Source organism: Parageobacillus thermoglucosidasius (genome assembly GCF_001295365.1).
Taxonomy (GTDB): Bacteria; Bacillota; Bacilli; order Bacillales; family Anoxybacillaceae; genus Parageobacillus; species Parageobacillus thermoglucosidasius.
Genome location: NZ_CP012712.1, coordinates 2,800,773 through 2,821,639, shown reverse-complemented (window position 1 = coordinate 2,821,639; position 20,867 = coordinate 2,800,773). Strand labels below are relative to the sequence as shown.

Annotated in this window: 18 protein-coding genes; 15 read left to right on the top strand and 3 right to left on the bottom strand. The window is 45.3% G+C overall.

Annotated features, from left to right (window positions below):
* Positions 1–3 precede the first annotated feature (3 nt).
* Positions 4–1,260: an ATP-binding protein gene (locus AOT13_RS13820; RefSeq protein ID WP_013400715.1), complete on the bottom strand. Its 1,257-nt coding sequence runs from the start codon at positions 1,258–1,260 to the stop codon at positions 4–6.
* A 203-nt stretch (positions 1,261–1,463) separates the two neighbouring features.
* Between AOT13_RS13820 and AOT13_RS13815 the strand changes: the two genes are divergently transcribed.
* From AOT13_RS13815 to AOT13_RS13785, 7 genes are all read left to right on the top strand, one after another.
* Positions 1,464–2,141: a YetF domain-containing protein gene (locus tag AOT13_RS13815; protein WP_003250158.1), complete on the top strand. Its 678-nt coding sequence runs from the start codon at positions 1,464–1,466 to the stop codon at positions 2,139–2,141.
* Positions 2,142–2,259: 118 nt separating this feature from the next.
* Positions 2,260–2,676 carry a GntR family transcriptional regulator gene (locus AOT13_RS13810; protein ID WP_013400716.1) on the top strand — a complete coding sequence of 139 codons (417 nt, stop codon included), beginning with the start codon at positions 2,260–2,262 and terminating at the stop codon, positions 2,674–2,676.
* On the top strand, positions 2,642–3,541 hold the full coding sequence (locus AOT13_RS13805; RefSeq protein ID WP_003250161.1) for an ABC transporter ATP-binding protein: 900 nt from the start codon (positions 2,642–2,644) through the stop codon (positions 3,539–3,541). The genes AOT13_RS13810 and AOT13_RS13805 overlap by 35 nt, the downstream gene beginning before the upstream one ends.
* Entirely contained in the window at positions 3,516–5,240 is a 1,725-nt protein-coding gene (locus AOT13_RS13800) for a DUF6449 domain-containing protein (protein ID WP_013400717.1), read from the top strand. Before AOT13_RS13805 ends, AOT13_RS13800 begins: the two co-directional genes overlap by 26 nt.
* A 127-nt stretch (positions 5,241–5,367) precedes the next feature.
* Positions 5,368–5,733, top strand: a complete 366-nt coding sequence (locus AOT13_RS13795) for an ArsR/SmtB family transcription factor (RefSeq protein ID WP_013400718.1) — start codon at positions 5,368–5,370, stop codon at positions 5,731–5,733.
* On the top strand, positions 5,723–7,843 hold the full coding sequence (locus AOT13_RS13790) for a heavy metal translocating P-type ATPase (RefSeq protein ID WP_013400719.1): 2,121 nt from the start codon (positions 5,723–5,725) through the stop codon (positions 7,841–7,843). The genes AOT13_RS13795 and AOT13_RS13790 overlap by 11 nt, the downstream gene beginning before the upstream one ends.
* 139 nt (positions 7,844–7,982) lie before the next feature.
* Positions 7,983–9,533, top strand: coding sequence for an IS1182 family transposase (locus AOT13_RS13785; protein ID WP_060678127.1), 1,551 nt, complete (start codon positions 7,983–7,985; stop codon positions 9,531–9,533).
* A 127-nt stretch (positions 9,534–9,660) separates the two neighbouring features.
* On the opposite strand, the gene AOT13_RS13780 is transcribed toward AOT13_RS13785, so the two are convergent.
* On the bottom strand, positions 9,661–9,879 hold the full coding sequence (locus AOT13_RS13780) for a YczF family membrane protein (protein WP_013400720.1): 219 nt from the start codon (positions 9,877–9,879) through the stop codon (positions 9,661–9,663).
* A 127-nt stretch (positions 9,880–10,006) separates the two neighbouring features.
* Between AOT13_RS13780 and AOT13_RS13775 the strand changes: the two genes are divergently transcribed.
* The 8 genes from AOT13_RS13775 to AOT13_RS13740 all read left to right on the top strand — a co-directional run bounded on the left by AOT13_RS13775 (position 10,007) and on the right by AOT13_RS13740 (position 20,188).
* A complete protein-coding gene (locus AOT13_RS13775) occupies positions 10,007–11,647 on the top strand; it encodes a spore germination protein (protein ID WP_013400721.1) in 1,641 nt (546 codons plus the stop codon).
* Positions 11,644–12,849 carry a Ger(x)C family spore germination protein gene (locus AOT13_RS13770; RefSeq protein WP_042385218.1) on the top strand — a complete coding sequence of 402 codons (1,206 nt, stop codon included), beginning with the start codon at positions 11,644–11,646 and terminating at the stop codon, positions 12,847–12,849. Before AOT13_RS13775 ends, AOT13_RS13770 begins: the two co-directional genes overlap by 4 nt.
* A 17-nt stretch (positions 12,850–12,866) precedes the next feature.
* The gene (locus AOT13_RS13765) at positions 12,867–13,964 is read left to right on the top strand and encodes a GerAB/ArcD/ProY family transporter (RefSeq protein WP_042385296.1); all 1,098 of its coding nucleotides are present in this window, start codon (positions 12,867–12,869) and stop codon (positions 13,962–13,964) included.
* 191 nt (positions 13,965–14,155) lie between these two features.
* Complete coding sequence (locus AOT13_RS13760) at positions 14,156–15,625, top strand: SpoIIE family protein phosphatase (RefSeq protein ID WP_003250172.1); 1,470 nt, start codon at positions 14,156–14,158, stop codon at positions 15,623–15,625.
* 40 nt (positions 15,626–15,665) lie between these two features.
* Complete coding sequence (locus tag AOT13_RS13755; RefSeq protein WP_042385221.1) at positions 15,666–16,115, top strand: ATP-binding protein; 450 nt, start codon at positions 15,666–15,668, stop codon at positions 16,113–16,115.
* Complete coding sequence (locus AOT13_RS13750; RefSeq protein WP_003250174.1) at positions 16,090–16,521, top strand: STAS domain-containing protein; 432 nt, start codon at positions 16,090–16,092, stop codon at positions 16,519–16,521. The genes AOT13_RS13755 and AOT13_RS13750 overlap by 26 nt, the downstream gene beginning before the upstream one ends.
* A gap of 152 nt (positions 16,522–16,673) precedes the next feature.
* Complete coding sequence (locus tag AOT13_RS13745; RefSeq protein WP_042385224.1) at positions 16,674–18,392, top strand: ABC transporter ATP-binding protein; 1,719 nt, start codon at positions 16,674–16,676, stop codon at positions 18,390–18,392.
* Entirely contained in the window at positions 18,392–20,188 is a 1,797-nt protein-coding gene (locus AOT13_RS13740) for an ABC transporter ATP-binding protein (RefSeq protein ID WP_013400726.1), read from the top strand. Before AOT13_RS13745 ends, AOT13_RS13740 begins: the two co-directional genes overlap by 1 nt.
* Positions 20,189–20,219: 31 nt before the next feature.
* On the opposite strand, the gene AOT13_RS13735 is transcribed toward AOT13_RS13740, so the two are convergent.
* Positions 20,220–20,867 carry an MOSC domain-containing protein gene (locus AOT13_RS13735; RefSeq protein ID WP_042385226.1) on the bottom strand — a complete coding sequence of 216 codons (648 nt, stop codon included), beginning with the start codon at positions 20,865–20,867 and terminating at the stop codon, positions 20,220–20,222.

Here is a 20,867-nt window from a genome sequence, read left to right as displayed (position 1 = left end):
TTATTAGTCCGCAGCTTTAGGGAACGTAATCGTTAATGTAGTTCCTTTATTTACTTCACTTTCGATATGCAGCTTTCCTTGCATTGCTTGTATCGTCTTGACTGCCACCATGGTGCCAAGGCCGGTTCCTTTATCTTTGGTGCTAAAGTATGGTTCGCCAAACCGGTTCACTTGTTCCGCCGTCATTCCCACGCCGGTGTCTTTAATCGTTATGATGACATGATTGCCATGCAAGCGGGACGAAATCGTCAATGTCCCTCCGTTTGGCATGGCTTCGATGCTGTTTTTGAGTAAATTCAAAAAACATTGTTGAAAGTATTGAATGTTTCCAACAATTGCGCCGGGTTCCAGCTTTTTAACGATTTCAATCGAGTTCATATGAGCCATTGGCGCCAACATTTGTACAACCTTTTGCAATTCTTCATTGACCATGAGGCATTCCACTTTGTCAGATGTTGGTTTGGCAAATGTTAAATAATCGTTAATAATCGCTTCCGCCCGGTTAATTTCATCTAAAGCGATTTGAATGTACCGGTCTTTTGTATTTTGCGGAAGTGAAGGGGTTTTTAATAATTGAATAAATCCTTTAACAACGGTTAATGGATTGCGAATTTCATGCGAAATGCTGGCGGCGAGCTGGCTGACCACTTCCATTTTCTCGATTTTAACAAGTTTGGAGCGCATGATCATTGCCTCTTTTAATGTTTCAATAATGTACACGATAAACAGCATCCCAATCGGAGGAAGCAAAATGAAATAAACAATATAAGAATGCGTCACAGGAAAATCAGCGATGATGATGGCGAGAAGCGTGACGAGAACCGCCAGAAAAAAGGTCAGCCAGACTGACATCGACAGCTTGTTGGAACGTTTTAATGCATGGAAGGTTGGCGCCATGAGAGCTGTGGCAATCAACATCGTCATATACACAATTGCCGTAATATATTCAAACCCGTAAATCAGAGAACGAGCAGCCAATAAAATCAGCAGCAAAATAAAGCCAACGATCCCCCCGCCGTACAGCGTGCCGATCAGAAAAGGAATTTGGCGGAAATCATGGACGCACTGTTCATCAATATAAATAGGAAACTTCATGCATAAAATGATGGGAAACCCCATGCAGGCAGTGAGAAGGGCGTTTCTATAGGATGTTCGCTTTTTAAATATCTCGCCATGATCATAAATAAAGTAAAAAACAAACACGCTTACCAAAATATAAAACAAATTGTTTAACACGTGCTGGTTGATATAAGCACCCATACAATATCTCCTATCCGCGAAAGTTCCACATTATATTATTATACGGCAAGAATGGATCGGAAAAATAGTTTTTATCGTTGAAAAAAGAGTGGCGTCCGCCCGACCATTTTTCCTTTCTGGTGGAAAAATTTAGCTATGACATAATTTAGCACATTGACGCTCATAATGAAACTAGCGAACCGCAACCAGGAGGGTGGCAATAAATGAAATGGCTGCATTTAACAGTGGAGCTTGTGACAGGATTTATACTGTTATTTCTTGTTGTAAAAGTGGCAGGTAAAAAACTGATCCATCAAATAAGCCCATTTACATTTATTTCGGCGCTCGTATTAGGAGAACTGTTAGGAAACGCTCTATATGATAACCATATCCATCTGTGGTATATCGTCTATTCGATATCATTATGGGGAGCGCTATTGTTGCTTGTCGAATACATGAGTCAAAAATATCTCTCGTTCCGGCGCTTTAGCGAAGGAGAGCCGACGGTATTAATCCGCAATGGAATCATTGATGATAAAGCATTGAAAAAAAGCCGGATGACGCTCAATCAGCTGCAAAGCCTGCTGCGGCAAAACGAAACGTTTTCACTGCGGGAGGTCGCTTTTTGCTATTTAGAGACAAACGGAACAATCAGCGTCCTGAAAAAAGCAAAATATCAAAAAACGACGCGGGAAGATTTTCAATTGCCGCCGCATCCTGTCCATGTTCCGGTAACGCTTATCCGCGATGGCGAGCTGCTTCGTGACGAATTGCAGGAACTTGGCAAAGATGAACAATGGCTTAATGAGCAATTGCGTGCCTATGGCGTGACATCGCATCAGGATGTCTTTATTGCTGAATGGCTGGAAGGGGACGGTCTGTTTGTGCAGACATATTCGTAACGCAAGGAATATCATGCCTTGCGTTACATTTTTTATAAAAAACACTTGCAGTTTATCTGTTACAAGTGTACTATTATTAATAGTACGGTTGGTACAGATAATGAAAGGAGGAGGGGGTATGTTTGAGCTAGATTTCCGCAGCCGCCAGCCGATTTACGAACAGCTTGTCGAAAAAATGAAAGAAATGATCATCCACGAAATATGGAAACCCAATGAACAGCTGCCATCGGTGCGCATGCTTGCCAAACAGTTGACGATCAACCCGAACACAATTCAAAAAGCGTATCGGGAATTAGAACACCAAGGGTTTATTTATTCGATTCCGGGAAAGGGCAACTTCGTTTCTCCGCAGCCAAAAACAGCAAGCGAGGAAAAAATCGAAGCGATTCGCCGCGATATCGTCCGTCTGGCTGCTGAAGCGCTTTTTTTAGGGGTGGCAAAAGAAGAAGTGTTGCAATGGATCGAACAAGCGGAACAAGGGGAGAGAGGAGGAAAAACAAATGATTCATTTGACGAATGTCACAAAAACGTTTGACCGTTTTCAAGCGGTTCACGGAGTGAATATGACGGTGCAAAAAGGAAGAATTTACGGACTGCTTGGCTCCAATGGCGCCGGGAAAACGACATTGCTGAAGATGATGGCCGGGATTATTCGTCCTGATCACGGCACGGTGCTCATTGACGGGGAAGAGGTATGGGAAAATCCAAGAATAAAACAGCGAATCTTGTTTTTGCCGGATCACGTATACTTTTTTCCGAACACGACAATCGAGCAAATGGCTGCGTTCTACGAAAGCATCTATCCGTCCTTTCATCGGGAGCGGTTTACGAAATTACAAGAACTATTTTTGCTTGACCCGCGCAAAAAAATTCATCAGTTTTCGAAGGGAATGCAGCGCCAGGCCGCGTTTTGGCTCGCCTTTTCCACAATGCCGGACGTGCTTATCATGGATGAGCCGCTGGATGGACTCGATGCCGTCATTCGGCAAAAAGTAAAAAACATTATTGTTCAAGAAGTTGCTGAGCGGGAAATGACAGTGGTCATTTCTTCGCATAACCTGCGGGAGATGGAAGATCTTTGCGACTGCATCGGCGTTTTACACAGCGGTGAAATGCTGTTTGAAAAAGAACTGGATGTGATGAAAACCGATATCCATAAAATTCAAGTTGCTTTTCGCAATGGAATTCCAAAGCAATTTGCCGAGCAGCTTAATATCGTTTACAAAGAGGAGCGCGGCAGCGTCCTGCTTCTTATTGTGCGCGGCGAAAAGCAAGAAATTATTTCCCATATTCAGCCGTTTCAGCCGCTTATTTTTGATATCTTGCCGCTTACGCTTGAAGAAATTTTCATTTACGAAATGGGGGATGCCGGCTATGCCATTGAAAATATTATCGTTTAATCGCGGGATTTTAGTGCAAAATCTTCGCAGCGTCAGCTGGATAGGCATCGTGCATTTCTTGCTGTGGTTTGCCGCCATTCCGCTGCAATTATTGATGGCTTACTCCCAGCAGGAAGACAGTGGACACTATCCGGAATGGGAAAGCTTATACAGCATTTCCGCACCGTTTCAAACGATGATCGTTTTTACGTTGCCAGTGTTATTGGCCGCACTGTTATTTCGTTATATGCAAGGAAAACAATCATCTGATTTTATGCATAGTTTGCCTGTCCAGCGGGCCGAGCTGTTTTGCCAGCAGGCCGTGTTTGGAATGTTGCTTATTATTGGGCCAATCGTGCTTATTACATTGCTTGTCATCGTTTGCCGCTACGGATTAAGCCTTTCCGTGCCGCTGACGATTGGGGACATCATCCGCTGGATGTGGGAAACGATCGTTATGGAACTGTTTGTTTTTGCCGCTTCTGTTTTTGTCGGCATGGTGACAGGCATGTCGACATTGCAAATCGTCTTTACTTACATTTTGTTTTTATTCCCGGCAAGCATCACGGTTTTGTTATTGACCAATACTTCGTTTTTATTAGTTGGTTTCTCGGCCGATTATTATTTATCAAAAAATTTAGAGGAAATCGTACCTTTTTACCGCTATTTCAATCTCAGTGTAGAATCGTTGACAGCAGGGGAATCGCTTGTGTATCTTTTTTTGATCATTTTGTTCCTTATTTTCGCGATTTGGCTGTACCAAAAACGGCCTAGCGAAGCGGCGACACAGGCGCTGGCGTTTCCGGTGCTCCGCCCGCTCTTTAAGTACGGCGTCGCTTTTTGCACCATGCTTCTCGGCGGTTTTTATTTCGGTGTTACACAAAATCAGTTTGCTTGGATTTTGTTCGGATATATCACATTCTCATTGTTGGGCTTTTTCATTGCTGAAATGGTTATTGAGAAAACGTGGCGCGTTTTTTATAAATGGAAAGGATATGTTTATTTTGCCGCTGCGATGGTGGCCATTGGCTTTTTGCTTCATCTTGATATCACCGGATATGAAAAACGGCTGCCAGCGCTTGAGGATGTCCGCCAAGTCTATTTTGGCAGTTCCGTCTATGATTTTATTAACAATGGTGAACGTTCGTACATGTCGTTTGAGCAAGAAAACCAGTTTTTAAAGGAAAAAGGGAACATTCGCGCCGTCTATGCATTTCACCGGCAGTTAATCAAAGACCAGCCAAGACCGTCGCGGTTAACCGATCAGCGACAAGTGGTGATCGGCTATGTGCTAAAAGATGGCAAACGGATGATCCGCCAGTATAATGTGCCAAGCAAAGCGTATTTTTCCTATTATAAACCGATTTTAGAATCAAAAGAGTATAAGAAAAATTATTATTTATTGCTCCGCGATCAAGGATATTCGCCGATTCGCCAAGTCACCTTCCGCCATCTAGAGACAGGCGATAAAACATTGACGATCATTGAGCCGCAGCAAATTGATTCATTTGTGGAAGCGTTAAAAGCTGATTTAATGGAAGAATCGGCAAGCACAATGCTAGAGCTAGATAGCCCTAAAGTAGTAAGGGCGGTGGATATCGAGTTTTTGCAAAGCGATGGTGATACTTTTACTCTGTCGTGGAAAGAAACATATACGCATGTCGAAAAGTGGCTCAACGATCATCATCTGCTTGAAAAAGCCCGCGGGGGTGTGGAGTAATAGAAGGGAATCGCAATGATTCCCTTTTTTAATTGAAAAATATTCAAATGGTTGTTTGAATAAATTGACACGTTGATTCAGAAAAAATATACTATATTCAAACAAATATTTGAATGAAGGTGGCAAAATGGCAAATGATGTATGTGAAGTATTTTCCATTAATGCAGAAAAAGTGGATGCTGTCCGGCAGCGCATCAATGAAATTAACGGGGTGGAACAGCTATTTAAAGCGCTCGCCGATGCGACGCGCTTAAAAATTACGTATGCGTTAATGCTTGAAAAAGAGCTGTGCGTCTGTGATGTTGCGACGATTATCGGCTGCACGGTCGCGACCGCTTCTCACCATTTGCGGCTTTTGCGCGATATGGGCATTGCCAAGCATCGCAAAGAAGGAAAACTGGTGTTTTATTCGTTGAAAGACGACCATGTCGAACAGCTTGTTGCTTTAGCGCTTGTCCACAGCAAAGAGGGGGAAGAAAGCGATGGAAAATAAACAAGTGTACCGTCTTCAAGGACTTTCATGCGCCAATTGCGCAGCAACGTTTGAAAAAAATGTGAAGGCGATTGCGACGGTGAAAGATGCCAAAGTCAATTTCGGTGCGGCGACACTGACGGTCATCGGCGAAGCGTCGATCGAAGAACTTGAAAAAGCGGGAGCGTTTGACAGGATTGCCGTTATTCCGGAAACGGAGCGAAAAGACCAAAAGGCAGAACCGTTTTGGAAAAAGAAAACAAACGTCATCGCGCTGATATCGGCTTTCTTTCTTCTTGCTGGCTATGTGTCTGCTTATGCGATGGGGGAACGGCATATTGCCACCATTTTGTTATTTGCGGCAAGCATCATCATTGGCGGTTATTCTTTGTTAAAAACAGGACTTGCCAATCTTGTGCGGCTTCAATTTGATATGAACACTTTAATGACGATCGCTGTCATTGGGGCGGCGTGCATCGGAGAATGGAAAGAAGGAGCGGTTGTCGTCTTCCTGTTTGCGATCAGTGAAGCGCTCGAGCGCTATTCCATGGATACGGCGCGCCGTTCGCTTCAGCGGCTCATGGATATCGCTCCGAAAAAAGCGACCGTGCTTCGGGATGGCAAAGAGTATGAAGTGGATGTGGAAGATGTCGTTGTCGGCGATACGATTCTTGTGAAGCCGGGGCAAAAAATCGCGATGGACGGCGTTGTGCTTCGCGGGGAGTCGTTGGTTAACGAAGCGGCGATTACCGGCGAATCGATGCCAGTCGCCAAAAACGTCGGCGATGAAGTATATGCGGGAACGATGAACGAAGATGGCGCCCTTGAAGTACGGGTGACAAAGCGCGTAGAAGACACAACGATTGCGAAAATCATTCATCTTGTCGAAGAAGCGCAGGCCGAGCGGGCGCCAACCCAGCAGTTTGTCGACCGCTTTGCCCGCTACTATACACCAACGATTATGCTGATCGCCTTGTTTGTTGCCACTGTGCCGCCGCTGTGGCTTGGCGGAGAATGGCTGACATGGGTTTACCGCGGCTTAACGGTGCTTGTTGTCGGCTGTCCGTGCGCTCTTGTCATAAGCACGCCGGTAGCGATCGTAACTGCCATTGGACAAGCGGCGCGGCAAGGGGTGCTGATTAAAGGCGGGGTGTATTTAGAAGAAATCGGAAAGATATCGGCAATTGCATTTGATAAAACAGGAACGTTAACGACAGGGATACCGGAAGTGGCTGATATTTATTCATTTAGCGACTTGGATGAAAAGGAATTGTTAAAAATCGCCGCAGCCATTGAGAAACAGTCGGAGCATCCGCTTGCTTCCGCCATTTTGCGCAAGGCAGAGGCATTGCAAATATCATCCGACGATTTGCAAGTAAGCGAGTTTCGCGCTATGGCTGGCAAAGGTGCGGCAGCCCGTGTGAATGGAGTTATGTATTATATTGGGAAACCGTCTTTGTTCTCTGAGGCTATACATGAAGACATTCGTGCGCAAATTGCCCGCGAACAAACACAAGGAAAAACAGTCATGTTGCTTGGAAATGAAACAAAAGTGCTTGGCATGATTGCCGTTTCCGATCAACTGCGTGAAAATGCCGCTTCTGTGCTAGAAACATTACGCAACTTAGGAATCTCGCAAACTATCATGTTAACCGGCGATCACGAAACGACCGCGCGGGCCATTGCCTCTTCCCTTCCGCTTACCGATATTCGCGCTGAATTGCTTCCAGAAGAAAAATGGACGGCGATTCAAACGCTGCAGCGTCAATCAGGACGCATCGCGATGGTCGGCGATGGTGTCAACGACGCTCCCGCGCTTGCTGCGGCAGATGTTGGCATTGCGATGGGGGATATTGGCACCGATGTGGCGTTAGAAACAGCGGACGTTGTCTTAATTGGCGATGATCTTGAAAAGCTTCCGTATGTCATCCGGTTAGGACGAAAAGCAATGCGCATTATTCAAGAGAACATCGCGGTTGCCTTGTTGTTAAAAGTGTTGGCGCTCGTTCTCATTGTTCCTGGCTGGCTTACATTGTGGATGGCCATTTTTGCGGATATGGGGGCGACGCTGCTCGTATTGCTCAATTCGCTGCGGCTGCTCCGCCTTGATGGGATCAGCAAAAAACGATGAGGCAAAAAAGAGGATGTCCCAAAAGTGTTCGCATAGCGTTCGCTTTTGGGGCACTTTTTTGGGCAAAAAAAGAAGAAAACCGTTCCTTTTTTGGTATAATAGAGTCACCACAACCCTACCAAGAAAGGACGGTTTTCTTATGTACATTTATTATAACCGAGATCAACTCATTTTGCCAATGGATCTTGAAATTCTCATTCCCAAACATCATCTTTGCCGGATCGTGGATCTAGCCGTGGAAAAAATGGATCCAGCTCTGCTCGTTTCCCTCTATCCCGGCGGAGGCCGCCCAGCCTATCATCCGAAAATGATGTTGAAAGTCATCCTGTATGCCTACGCCAATCGGATCTATTCCTCTCGCCAAATCGCCAAGCAATTGAAAGAAAACATTTATTTTATGTGGCTATCCGGCCATCAAACACCGGATTTCCGCACCATCAACCGATTTCGGTCGGAACGGATGAAGGACATCATTTACGAAACGTTTTTCTCCATTGTCGATCTTCTGCGTCAAGAAGGGTTGGTCAAACTAGAGGATTACTTTCTGGATGGAACGAAAATCGAGGCCAGCGCCAACAAGTACACGTTCGTTTGGCGCAAATCAACGGAAAAGTACGATCAGAAGTTGGAGGAGAAATTCCGGAAAATCGTAGCCTCGATCGAACAGGTGGTAAAAGAGGATGAAGAGTCGGAACAAGAAGGAGATTTTCAAGAAAAGCTGGAAGCTTCACCGATCACGTCTGAAAAGATCGAAGCCGTGATCGAACAAGTGGAAGAACATCTAAAGAAAGAGCCGAAGAATCGCACGTTAAAGAAAGCAAAACAGCAATTGGAACAAGACATTCTCCCCCGTAAGAAAAAATATGAAGAATACAAAAAAGTGTTAGGCGAACGAAACAGTTTTTCGAAAACGGACCCCGATGCGACGTTTATGCGGATGAAAGACGACCATATGAAAAACGGCCAGCTCAAACCGGGATATAATGTGCAGATAGGGACAGAGAACCAATTCATCACTGGATTTAGCGTGCATCAACGGGCGGGGGATGCCGGATGCTTCATTTCACATTTGGAGCAATTGGCCGCCTATGGGCGTCCCATGCCTAAACGAGCGATTGCGGATTCCGCCTATGGGAGTGAGGAGAACTACACGTACTGCGAGAAAAAGCAGATCGTCGCGCTGATCAAGTACAACACATTGGACCGGGAACAAACGAAAGCGTGGGCGAAAGAGATCGGCCGAATCGAGAACATGACGTACGATGAGGAATTGGATGAGTGGATTTGCGCGAAAGGGGAACGGCTGGTGTTTGTGTATAAACGGAAGGAAACGACCGACAACGGGTACGTCATCGTCAAACGGACGTATCGTTGTACAGCATGTGCCGGATGCCCGTTTCAAGCAGCATGTGCCAAAGGCAAAGACACGAAAACCATCCGCGTTTCCTTGAAAAATCAACAACAACGGCAAGAAATCCGGAAACGGCTGTCCACGGAAGAAGGGGCGACGACATATCGAAGACGGCAAATCGAAAACGAGCCGGTGTTTGGGCAAATCAAGCATAATCAGCAATTTCATCGGTTTTCATTGAGAGGCCTCCCAAAAATTACCTTGGAGTGGGGTCTAGTTTGTGCTGCCCACAATTTGAGAAAGTGGGCCACAACGACCGACCCAACAAGGAAAAAATAGGATAAAATTCGGAAATAAGGAGAAATTCCTGCCTCAAAAAAGGAATAAATAACCAAATGGTAAGAAAAAGAAACAGAGGCTACTCTCAAAAGGTCGGTTTAGACGACCTTTTGAGACAGCCTCTTTTTTACGTTTTCTTTTGCTTTAGCAGGGACGCTAAAAGATGGACCGCCCATATTAATAAAAATAAAAATAGAATAAACATTTCTGGCGTTTCCATGGCACGAAACGGGTTCAAGACGTTTTGTGCCGATTGAGGCAACGTTAGGCCAATTAATATGTCCATTCCAATGGTAATGCTGATTAAAACACTGCCGATAAATAGCGAAATACCTATTAGTTTCATGAAATCCACCCGCTTCTGTTTTTTTCTTTAGTTTTCGTTTTCTGCGCTGTAATCATTCTTTGATCGTATATTAGCCTAGTTCGTTGTCTATAATGGCAAGTAAACGAGTTGGAGAGAGGCGAAAACGATGCTGTTTCAGTGGGGATTGCAAAAAAAACAAAAAGAAAAAAAGCAACAAAAAGAACCGCCAACCCAACAAGAACGTGACCAAAGCGGCCAAGCGCAAGACGTTCCGCGCGAGCCGATTCATTCGCTGCTTGACGTTAATCTCGACATTATTCGCCAGACGACTGGAAACAGTTCCGATGTTGTTATTCGCCGCTTTACGATGGGACAAGAACGGGAAATTCGCGCCGCTCTCATTTTTATCGATGGGCTTGCCGATGAAAAAAATGTGTATCAATTTTTGCTTGAGCCGCTGATGGCAGCAACATTTCCCATTTCCTTATCTCCAAAGGACGCGTTCTTCTTTGTGGAGAAAAAGCTGGCTGCTGTTGGTGAAATCGAACGCATTTCTCATTGGTTTGATTTATTTTTAGCACTTACGTCCGGGGAAACGATCATTCTTCTTGACGGGCTGCCGTCTGCTTTAAGCGCGAGCACAAAAGGCGGAGAAACCCGGGCGATTCAAGAACCGCAAACACAGCTGGCGATTCGCGGCCCGCGGGATGGCTTTACGGAATCGCTACGGATGAATACTACGCTTATTCGCCGCCGCATTAAGAACCCGAACCTTTGGCTGGAGACGTTGAAAATTGGCGAAGTGACACAGACAGATGTTGCCATTATGTATGTGAAGGGAATTGCCAATGATGCCATTGTGGAGGAAGTCAAAAAACGGCTCCGTGGCATTCGAATTGACAATGTTCTCGAATCAGGAGATATTGAACAATTAATCGAAGACCAAACATTTACGACTTTCCCAACATTGTATCATACAGAACGGCCGGATGTGGTAGCGGCAAATCTTTTGGAAGGGAGAGTAGCGATATTTGTTGAAGGGACTCCGTTTGTGCTTGTTGCGCCCGCTTTGTTTATCCAATTTTTCCAAGCGGTTGAAGACTATTACGCCCGGTTTGATATTGCGACGGCACTGCGGTTTTTGCGTGTTCTCATTTTCTTTCTTTCTCTTGTTGCCCCGGCGATTTATATTGCGGCAACGACATTTCATCAAGAAATGATCCCGACACAACTTGTCATTGCGATTGCTGCCCAGCGTGAGTCGGTTCCGTTTCCAGCGTTTGTTGAAGCATTGGTAATGGAAGTAGTTTTTGAAATTTTGCGGGAAGCAGGTGTGCGCTTGCCGCGCGCCGTTGGCCAAGCCGTTTCGATTGTCGGAGCGCTTGTCATCGGACAGGCGGCGGTAGAAGCCGGGTTTGTTTCCTCAGCGATGGTGATTGTCGTTTCCATTACGGCCATCGCCAGCTTTGCGACTCCTTCGTTTGCAATTGCGATTTCTGCGCGCCTTATCCGTTTTGCGCTTATGTTTCTCGCCGCTATGTTTGGGTTTTACGGCATTATTATAGGCATTTTGATGATGACGCTTCATTTGTGCAGCCTTCGTTCTTTTGGCGTTCCGTATATGTCACCGCTTGCTCCGTTTATTCCGTCCAATATGGGCGATACGCTTTTCCGTTTGCCAACATGGGTATTTAAGGAGCGTCCCCGTTTAATAAGCCAGAAAAATATTGCGCGCCAAGGGAAACATCAACGGCCTCAGCCGCCTGCTTCCAATCGCCAGGAAAAAAAAGAGGGAGAGCAGTCATGAAACGAAAAATAGCCATCATCTTTTCACTGCTGTTATGTACAGTCATTCTTTCCGGATGCTGGAGCAAAAAAGAATTGACTGATTTGGCGATTGTCATCGCTGTCGGAATTGATAAAACGAAGGATGGAAAATTTGTCATGACATTTCAAGTCGTCAACCCAGGAAATGTTGCCGGGGCGACACAGCGAGGCGGAGGCAGCGGTGGGGTGCCGGTTTCCATTTACAAAGCAACAGGAAATAATCTCATTGAGGCAAGCCGGAAAGCGTCAAAAAAACTATCACGGCTTATATACTATGCGCATACAAACTTAGTGGTGATTGGGGAGGAAGTGGCAAAAGAAGGAATTAACGGGTTGTTTGATGCGCTTGAAAGAAGCGGCCAATTTCGCACGACCGCGATGGTGGTGGTCGCCCATCATCATTCCGCAGAAGATGTTTTGAAAATATTAACGCCCATTGATAAAATTCCGGCAAATCAAATTATAAAAACAGTACGATTTTCTGAAAAAACGTGGGGGCAAACGATGAATGTCAGTGTTGGAGATGTCATTAATGATCTCGCTTCATCGGGAAAAACGCCGACCATTAGTGGCGTTGAGATTGTCGGAGGAGTGAAAAAGGGGAAGAGGCAGGCGAACGTGCAAGCTTCTGAGCCTGATGCACGATTAAATGTTAATGGCATAGCTATGTTTAAAAATGACAAACTGGCCGGATGGATTTTTGGCGAGACAGCGCGAGGAGTGTTATGGGTGATGGATAAAATTGAACAGACGGACATTACGGTTGAATGGAAGCGAAGAAAAGAAGCAGTGGCCTATGAAGTCGTTCGCGCTAAAACAAGCGTGGCAGCACATATGAAAAGAGGAAAACCGTCGATTTCCATTCGCATTAAGGCAGAGGGAGATATCGGCGAAGCGCTTGTCCCAGTTGACTTTACCGATCCTATGCAAATTCTTGCGTTAGAAAAAAAGATCGAACAAACGATAAAAAACGAAGTTATTCAAGCGGTGGAAAAAGCGCAAGAAGAAAAAACGGATATTTTCGGATTTGGGAACGTTGTCTATCGTTCGTATCCGCGTGAGTGGAAAAAGATGAAACACGATTGGGACGAAAGCACTTTCCCGCACTTAGAAGTGAATGTGACGGTAGATGCGTTTATTCGCCGGACGGGATTGCGTACTAAACCGTACATACTTGGATAATAAGGACGGTGAAAGAATTGGAACCGGTGAAAATAAACGCGCGGCAACTGTTTGTGTTAATCGTCTTGTTTGAACATGGAAGCGCTATCGTTATTCCGCTTGGCATAGGGGCAAAACAAGATGTTTGGCTTGCGATTTTATTAGGTTTAACATTCGGTTTATTGTTGTTTTTGATCTATTACTGCCTTTACCGCTACTATCCGGATGCTCCATTGACTACATATGCACAACACATTGCCGGACCTTGGATCGGCAATGTGTTGGCATTTATATATGTTGTCTATTTTCTTTATGTTGCTGCCCGCGTGCTCCGAGATTTCGGTGAGCTGTTGTTGACATTTGCGTATCCAGAAACGCCGCTCTTTCTCTTAAACTCGATTATGATGTTGACGGTGATGTATGGTGTCTATAAAGGAATTGAAGTGATTGCGCGGACGGGGGAGTTGTTTCTCACCTTTCTTTATCTCCTTGCAGTATCTGGGTTTATATTGGTCATTTCCGCAGGGTTAGTGGATATCCATCGGCTGCAACCAGTTTTGGAAGAAGGGTGGGAAAGAGTGTGGAAAGTCGTGTTTACGGAGACGCTTTACGTTCCATTTGGAGAAATGATTGTATTTACAATGTTATTTCCATATATGAATAATCCGGGAAAAATGAAACAAGCTGCGATAACAGGCATGGTGTTAAGCGGTATTAATTTAGCGATTATTATGACGGTCAATATTGCTGTACTAGGAACGGATGCTGTCGTTCGCTCAACATTTCCGCTTTTAGACACAATACAAAGAATTCGCGTTGCGAATTTTTTGGAGCGCCTTGACGTCTTTTTTATGATTGCCCTTATTATTGGCGGGTTTTTTAAAATATCGATATTTTTTTATGCTGCGGTCGTCGGAACGGCGGATGTATTCCGCATGCAAAACCATCAGCGTCTCATATACCCGCTCGGGCTGATGGTTTTGCTGTTGTCCATCGCGATCGCGAGCAACTATCCGGAACATATTAAGGAAGGGTTGAAAATTGTCACCATTTATATGCATGTGCCGCTGCAGATCGTCATCCCGCTTTGCTTGCTCCTTGTTGCGGCCATTCGCCATCGCATTTTCAAACAATAATAAAAACGCATTCTTTTTTTATAACAAGCAGGAAAACAAGAATGATAAGCGAAGTAATAAAAAAGAAAAATTTTTATTTTCAAAAAATGGTCTCCTTTTTTAAAGGCGACCTTTTGTCATGAAGCGGCATGTGGTGTATGTTTGCTGAATGAGCAAGAAAAAAGATTACTATGAAAAAGGGTTGAACAATAGTGAAGCTAGATTTACAGACGATAGGGAAAACATGCAGCCATCGCACAGGCGAAGGAATTGTCATTACAGATCGGAATAAAGTGATCGTGGCGGTAAATGACGGGGCGGCAGCGTTAACTGGTTACTCCAAGGAACAGTTAATCGGTCAGTCGTTTTATTTTCTTGTTTCCGATGAACATCATGTCGAGCAGTATGAATTCATATGGAAATCGGTGTTAGAACACGGCTATTGGGAAGGAAAGATCAATTATCATATCGGCGGCGACCGGAAATTAGCGCAAACATTAACCGTTTATGCGCTCACAGGTACAGCGGATGAATTTTACATTTGGCGGTTTTCGAACATTGAGACAACCATCCATTCGCCAGAACCAGAACATATGCTTCAAGCCATTTATCAAACTGCTCCAATTGCGGTCATTTCATTGTGCAAAAATATGGCTGTGAAAGAATGGGGAAATGCAGCGGAAACGTTGTTCGGCTGGAAGCGCGAAGAAGTCATCGGACGGGAGTTTATTTCGTTATTTCCTGATCAGCCATCACGTATGGCGCTGTTTTCTCATCCATTCAAAGGAGAAGGGGAAAAAGAGCGGGTTGCAACAGGGGAATGCACGGTAAGGCGCAAAGATGGAACGTTTGTGGATGTGGCTTATTCCGCCATTTCGGTTACTGATTCGGAAGGGAATGTGACGGGGTACATAATGATGGTCGACGATATCACAAAGCAAAAGCAAAAGGAAATGGAGTATAAGAAGCAAGTGGAGCTTGCGAAAAAAATTCAGCAAAGCGTATTAACGCCTCCGATACAAAACGACGTGGTGACGATGGACGCCATTTATATTCCGTCTGATGACTTATCAGGAGACATGTATGCGTGTTATCAAATCGATTATGATCGCTATGGCGTCATTATTATTGACGTGATGGGACACGGCATTTCCTCTTCACTTGTCAGCATGCTGCTTCGCTCACTGTTGCGGGGGTTGATTGTGCGCGTTATCGACCCCGTGTATGTTGCCATAGAGCTGGAAAATCATGTGCGGAATTTATTCCCAAGCCATGCGAATGAACTGAGATATTTATTTTCGATGATTTATTTAGTCATCGATACGAAAAAAAAGCAGATTGAATATACGAACGCCGGTCATCCGGCTGGGCTGTTAGTTACGGAAGATGGGGAAGTCATTGAATTGGATAAAGGCGGGCTGGCGATCGGTAGTCCGTTTTCCGTTCCGTTTGAAAAAGGGGTTATTCGTTATCGGCGGCGAACAAGATTGTTTTTATATACAGACGGGATTTTGGAGGAAATCGACCCGTCTATTTTGCAAAGCATGAATAAAATCCGCCGTTATGCTAAAATGTACAGTCATTTGCCAGATAAACAATTTTTGCGCATGTTGATCGATCACGATCGGTCGCCAGTGAATCCTGCTGATGATATATGTTTATTGTCGATTACGATTCAATAACATCTCTTGTAGGGAATCATGTCAGAGTAGGGGCGAAACCATGTACGAAATGACAATACAATGTGTGGCGACAGAGGAGGCCATTGATTTTTGCGATTTATTGGCGGAACAAATTGCCCGGTTTTTTTCGGTTCAAGATTGCGACATGTTCGTGTTGTCTGTTCATGAAGCGGTCATTAATTCGGTGGAAGCGATAAAGACATTGAGGAAAGATGCGGCAAAGAAGACGTTTTTATTATCTTTGCGGGTCACGGAAGAGGATGTAACTGTTACGGTTGTGGATGAAGGGGACGGCATTCCGAGCAAACAGTTGGAACGAATGGGGGAAGAAAGCCTTGAAGATTTGTTACTTGCGGAATCTGGGCGCGGACTTTTGCTGATAAAAGAAGTGATGGATGAGATGTGGTTGGAGCGTCAAGAAAACGGAAAATGCGCGATTGCGATGAGAATGAGGAGAGGGCGCAATGGATCGTCGGATATCCACTCTTGAATTGGAGATGGCATCGTCAGAACAATTTGGGAAAATATTGTTGAAGGGGAAGTTAGTTTACAATACACAACAACTGGCGAGGCAAATGCTTGAAATGGCGCTGTCTGAAATAAAAGGGGACGTCGTCGTGATGGACGTCAGCAATCTCCTGTTTATTGATAGTACCGGTTTGGCGCTATTAATCCATTTTTTAAAAAAGGAAGTTGCCAAAAAAAAGAAAGTGATCTTCACTGTTTCTGCGAATAAAACGATCGAAAAGCTGTTGTTGATTGCGAAATTCCACAAATTATTTCCAATCGTGGAGAGCGAGCAAGATATTATTCCATTTTTCGCGTCTTCGCCTGAAGTGATTGCAGATCAAAAAACGTTGATGCAAATTTGGACGGAAGCGCGGAAACGAGATTGACCATTTCCCCGATTTTTGCTGACAAAACGCAAGGAGAGATGATTGTCTAAGCCATCTCCCCCGGCATTTGTTTTTTAAGTAGCGAAAAATTGTAAAATAGTTTTTTTGCAAGTAGAATAAAAGTTACAGCATAGGCGCGGGGGAGTGAAAGGATGCAGCAAGTACTGTCTTACTTAAAATCGTACCGCAAATGGATGATCGCCGCTTGGTTGCTTATGTTCATTGAGCTGATAGTGGAATTATGGCAGCCATTGTTGATGGAGAAAATTATTGACAATGGGGTAATGGCGAAAAACTTTTCTGTCGTTTGGACATGGGGAGCGGTCATGCTCGGCACTTCGCTTTTAGCGTTTGCTTCGGGGATTGCCAATTCATTTGCTGCCGCCTACGTCGGCCAAGAATACGGGTTTTTGCTGCGAAAGCGTTTGTTTGAAAAAATTCAATCGTTTTCGTTTGCCGATTTTGAACGTTTTCCGACCGCTTCGCTTATCACAAGAATGACGAACGATGTGACGCAAATACAAAACATGGTGTTTATGAGTTTGCGCATTGCTTTGCGGGCGCCGCTTCTTGTTTTGTTTGGAGTGGTGATGTCTTTTGCCGTTCACGTTCAGCTGGCGCTTGTGTGCGCTGTTACCGTTCCGCTATTGGTCGCGTTTCTTTTATGGATGATGACAAAAGCGGCAGCGTCTTTTTCGATTGTGCAGCAAGCGCTCGACCGTGTCAACAGAGTGATGCGCGAAAATTTGGCGGGAATGCGCCTCATTAAAGCATGGATGAGAGGAACATACGAGCAGAAGCGGTTCATGAAGGAGAACGAAGCGCTGATGGAACGGACGATCAGCGCATTGCGTTTGGTAGAAACGATTACTCCCGCATTATTGTTGATGATGAACGTGGCGGTTATCATCATTCTTTTCATCGGCCGCGTCGACGTTCAATCAGGAAGCGCGACGGCAGGGCAGGTAGTAGCCATTGTCAATTATACCACCCGGATTACGGCAGCATTATCGATGTTTACCTTTATTACGATGGCATTTTCGCGCGCTAAAGCATCAGCGGAACGTGTTGCTGACGTATTACGCGTGAACGTGGATGTCGAAGATGCTCAGCAAGCAACAGATAAAGTTTCCGGACAAGGAGAAGTCCGCTTTGAACATGTGTCATTCCGTTATCCGAATAGCCGCGCTCTCGTTTTGAAAGATATTTCATTTGTCGTTCACCCTCATGAAACAGTGGCGATTTTAGGTGCAACCGGTTCAGGGAAATCGTCGTTGCTTCAGTTGATTCCCCGCCTTTATGATCCGGTTGCCGGGCGGGTGATGATCGATGGCGTCGATGTTCGACACATAAAGCAAGAACAGCTGCGGGCATTCATCCGTTTCGTCCCACAGGAAGTATTGCTGTTTTCCGGAACGATTGCTGAAAACATCCGTTTCGGAAACGAGCATGCTTCAATGGAAGAGATTATCCAAGCGGCGAAACATGCGCAAATCCATGATACGATTATGAAGTTTCCGGATGGATATGACACGGTCATTGGCCAGAGAGGGGTGAACTTGTCCGGCGGGCAGAAACAGCGTCTTTCGATCGCGAGGGCGCTCGTTGGAATGCCAAAAATTTTATTGCTCGATGATAGTACAAGCGCCTTAGATTTAAAAACGGAAGCAAAACTGCTGCGGGCGTTAAAGGCGTATACGTGCACGACATTGATTGTGACGCAAAAAATTCAAACAGCGATGGAAGCAGATACGATTTTCTTGCTTGATGACGGAAAGCTTTTAGCAAAAGGCAGCCATGATGAGCTGCTCGAAAAGAGTGAGATATACCGAAAAATCGTAGAATCGCAGTTTGGAAAGAAGGGAACATAATGTTGCGACCGAGACATGGCCCAATGGCAGCTGTCGGGCAAAAGCAGCAAGCAAAAGACAACATCGGAACATTGAAACGGCTTTGGTCGTTTCTTTCTCCGCAAAAAGGATGGCTTATCGCCGTTATCGCAATGGTGATCGTTAGTTCCTCCTTAAGCCTTCTTGGTCCATACGTAGTGGGAAGAACGATTGATGCCTACATTGTCACCAAACAGACGGACGGCTTCTTTCTTGTTGTGGCGCTTCTTCTTTTTGTTTATGCAGCGCTCTCTGCATCCACTTTTTTGCAAAGCTACTGGATGATTAAGGTCTCCCAAAAAACAATTTATGCCATCCGCCAGCGGCTGTTCCGCCATTTTCATGAATTGCCGATTTCGTTTTTTGACAAGCGCCAACAAGGGGAATTAATGAGCCGGATAACAAACGATATCGAAAATATGAGCCAAACGTTTAACAGCACAGTCATTCAAGTGGCATCAAGCACGCTTACGCTCGCCGGAGCGATTTGCGTCATGCTTTGGCTAAGCCCGCTTTTAACGTTTGTCACTTTGCTTGTTGTCCCATTGATGTTTATCGGGATGAGATGGATTACTAACCGCACGCAAAAGCGGTTCCGCGAGCAGCAGCGCTGTTTGGGAGAAATGAATGGATTTATTGAAGAAGTGATTTCCGGGCAAAAAATCGTGAAAATGTTTTCGCAAGAACGAAGAATGATGGACGAATTTTTGCAGAAAAATGAAACATTGAAGCAAGCGGGATTTTGGGCGCAAACGTATTCGGGATTTATCCCGAAGCTAATGAACTTTTTAAACAACTTAAGCTTCGCGCTTATTGTTGGCGTCGGCGGTATTTTAGCGCTGAAAGGGATTATTTCGATTGGGGTTATCGTTGTATTCGCCGAATATGCGCGCCAATTTACCCGCCCGTTAAACGATTTGGCGAACCAATGGAATACGCTGCTTTCCGCATTGGCCGGCGCGGAGCGAGTGTTGGAAATTTTGGATATGGAAAAAGAAGAACGGGATGAAACAGGAGCGATCTCGCTTGAGCGCATACACGGGAAAGTAGAATTTGACCATGTCGTGTTTTCCTATGACAAACAACAAAACGCCATCCGCGATGTCAGCTTTTCCGTTTCTCCAGGTGAAACCGTGGCGCTCGTCGGCCCGACCGGTGCGGGGAAAACGACGATTTTGCAACTGCTCGCCCGTTTTTATGATCCGGATCACGGCCATATTTTCATTGACGGTCACGATAGCCGTTCGATTAAACGCGCAAGCCTGCGCGCCCATATGGCGTTTGTTTTGCAAGATACGTTTTTGTTTGAAGGGACGATCCGCGATAACATCCGCTACGGAAAATTGGATGCGAGTGATGAGGAAGTGGAGCGAGCGGCAAAATGGGCAAATGCGCATTCGTTTATTATGAAGCTGCCGAACGGTTATGACACGGTGTTAAAGCAAGATGGCGGCGGCATCAGCCAAGGCCAAAGACAGCTGTTGGCAATCGCCCGGGCGATGATAGCAAACCCGTCGATTTTAATTTTAGATGAGGCGACGAGCAATATTGATACAGTCACGGAAATGAAAATTCAGGAAGCACTCGAACGGCTGATGAAAGGCCGGACATGTTTTGTCATTGCCCACCGGCTCAATACAGTCCAAAACGCGGACCGCATTCTTGTCTTGCATGAAGGGAAAATCATCGAACAAGGCACGCACGAATCGCTGCTTGCAGCCAAAGGATTTTATTACGATTTGTATCATCATCATTTGCAGACAGAAGAAGTATCATAAAAAACGACTTGTACATGCGCGTACAAGTCGTTTATTTGTCAGCGATGGCGGAAAGCCTTGCCGCAAACGCTTTGCGCCAGCTTTCCGACAAGGCTGGTTCCGCGATGATTTTTTGCATTGCTTCGCCATCTGTTTTTTCAACATAGTAAATGTGGTTGACATATTGTACAGATAACCGGGTCTGGCTGCGTTCAACAAGTGTGAGCTTATCCCCTTGTTGAATGATTCCTTCTTGCAACACCCGAAAATAAAAACCGGTTCGCCCTGTTTGCTGCACTGCCAGCGGAAGGTCCGGAAGGCCGTGCCGTTTGGCGAGCTTAAAGCAAGGCTGCCTTGGCTGGGAAAGTTGAATGACGGCGGTTCCGACGGAAAAAATATCGCCGATGCACGCTTGTGCTTCTGTAAGTCCTTCTAACGTTAGGTTTTCTCCGAACGCACCAGGGGAGAACGGGCGGTGGTACCGTTTTTCCCATTCGGCAAAATGCTCGGACGGATAGGCGCAAATCGCTTTGTCATATCCGCCGTGATGCACTAAATCTGCTTGTCCGTCGCCGACAAAGTTGTGTTTTGTTACGAAGAGCGGTTCCATCACCGGTTTTTTATAAATTCCCGTTGTGAACGGTTTTCCATCGAGCATCACCGTTTTCGGCGCGCCGATGTTGACGGAAATTACTTTCAT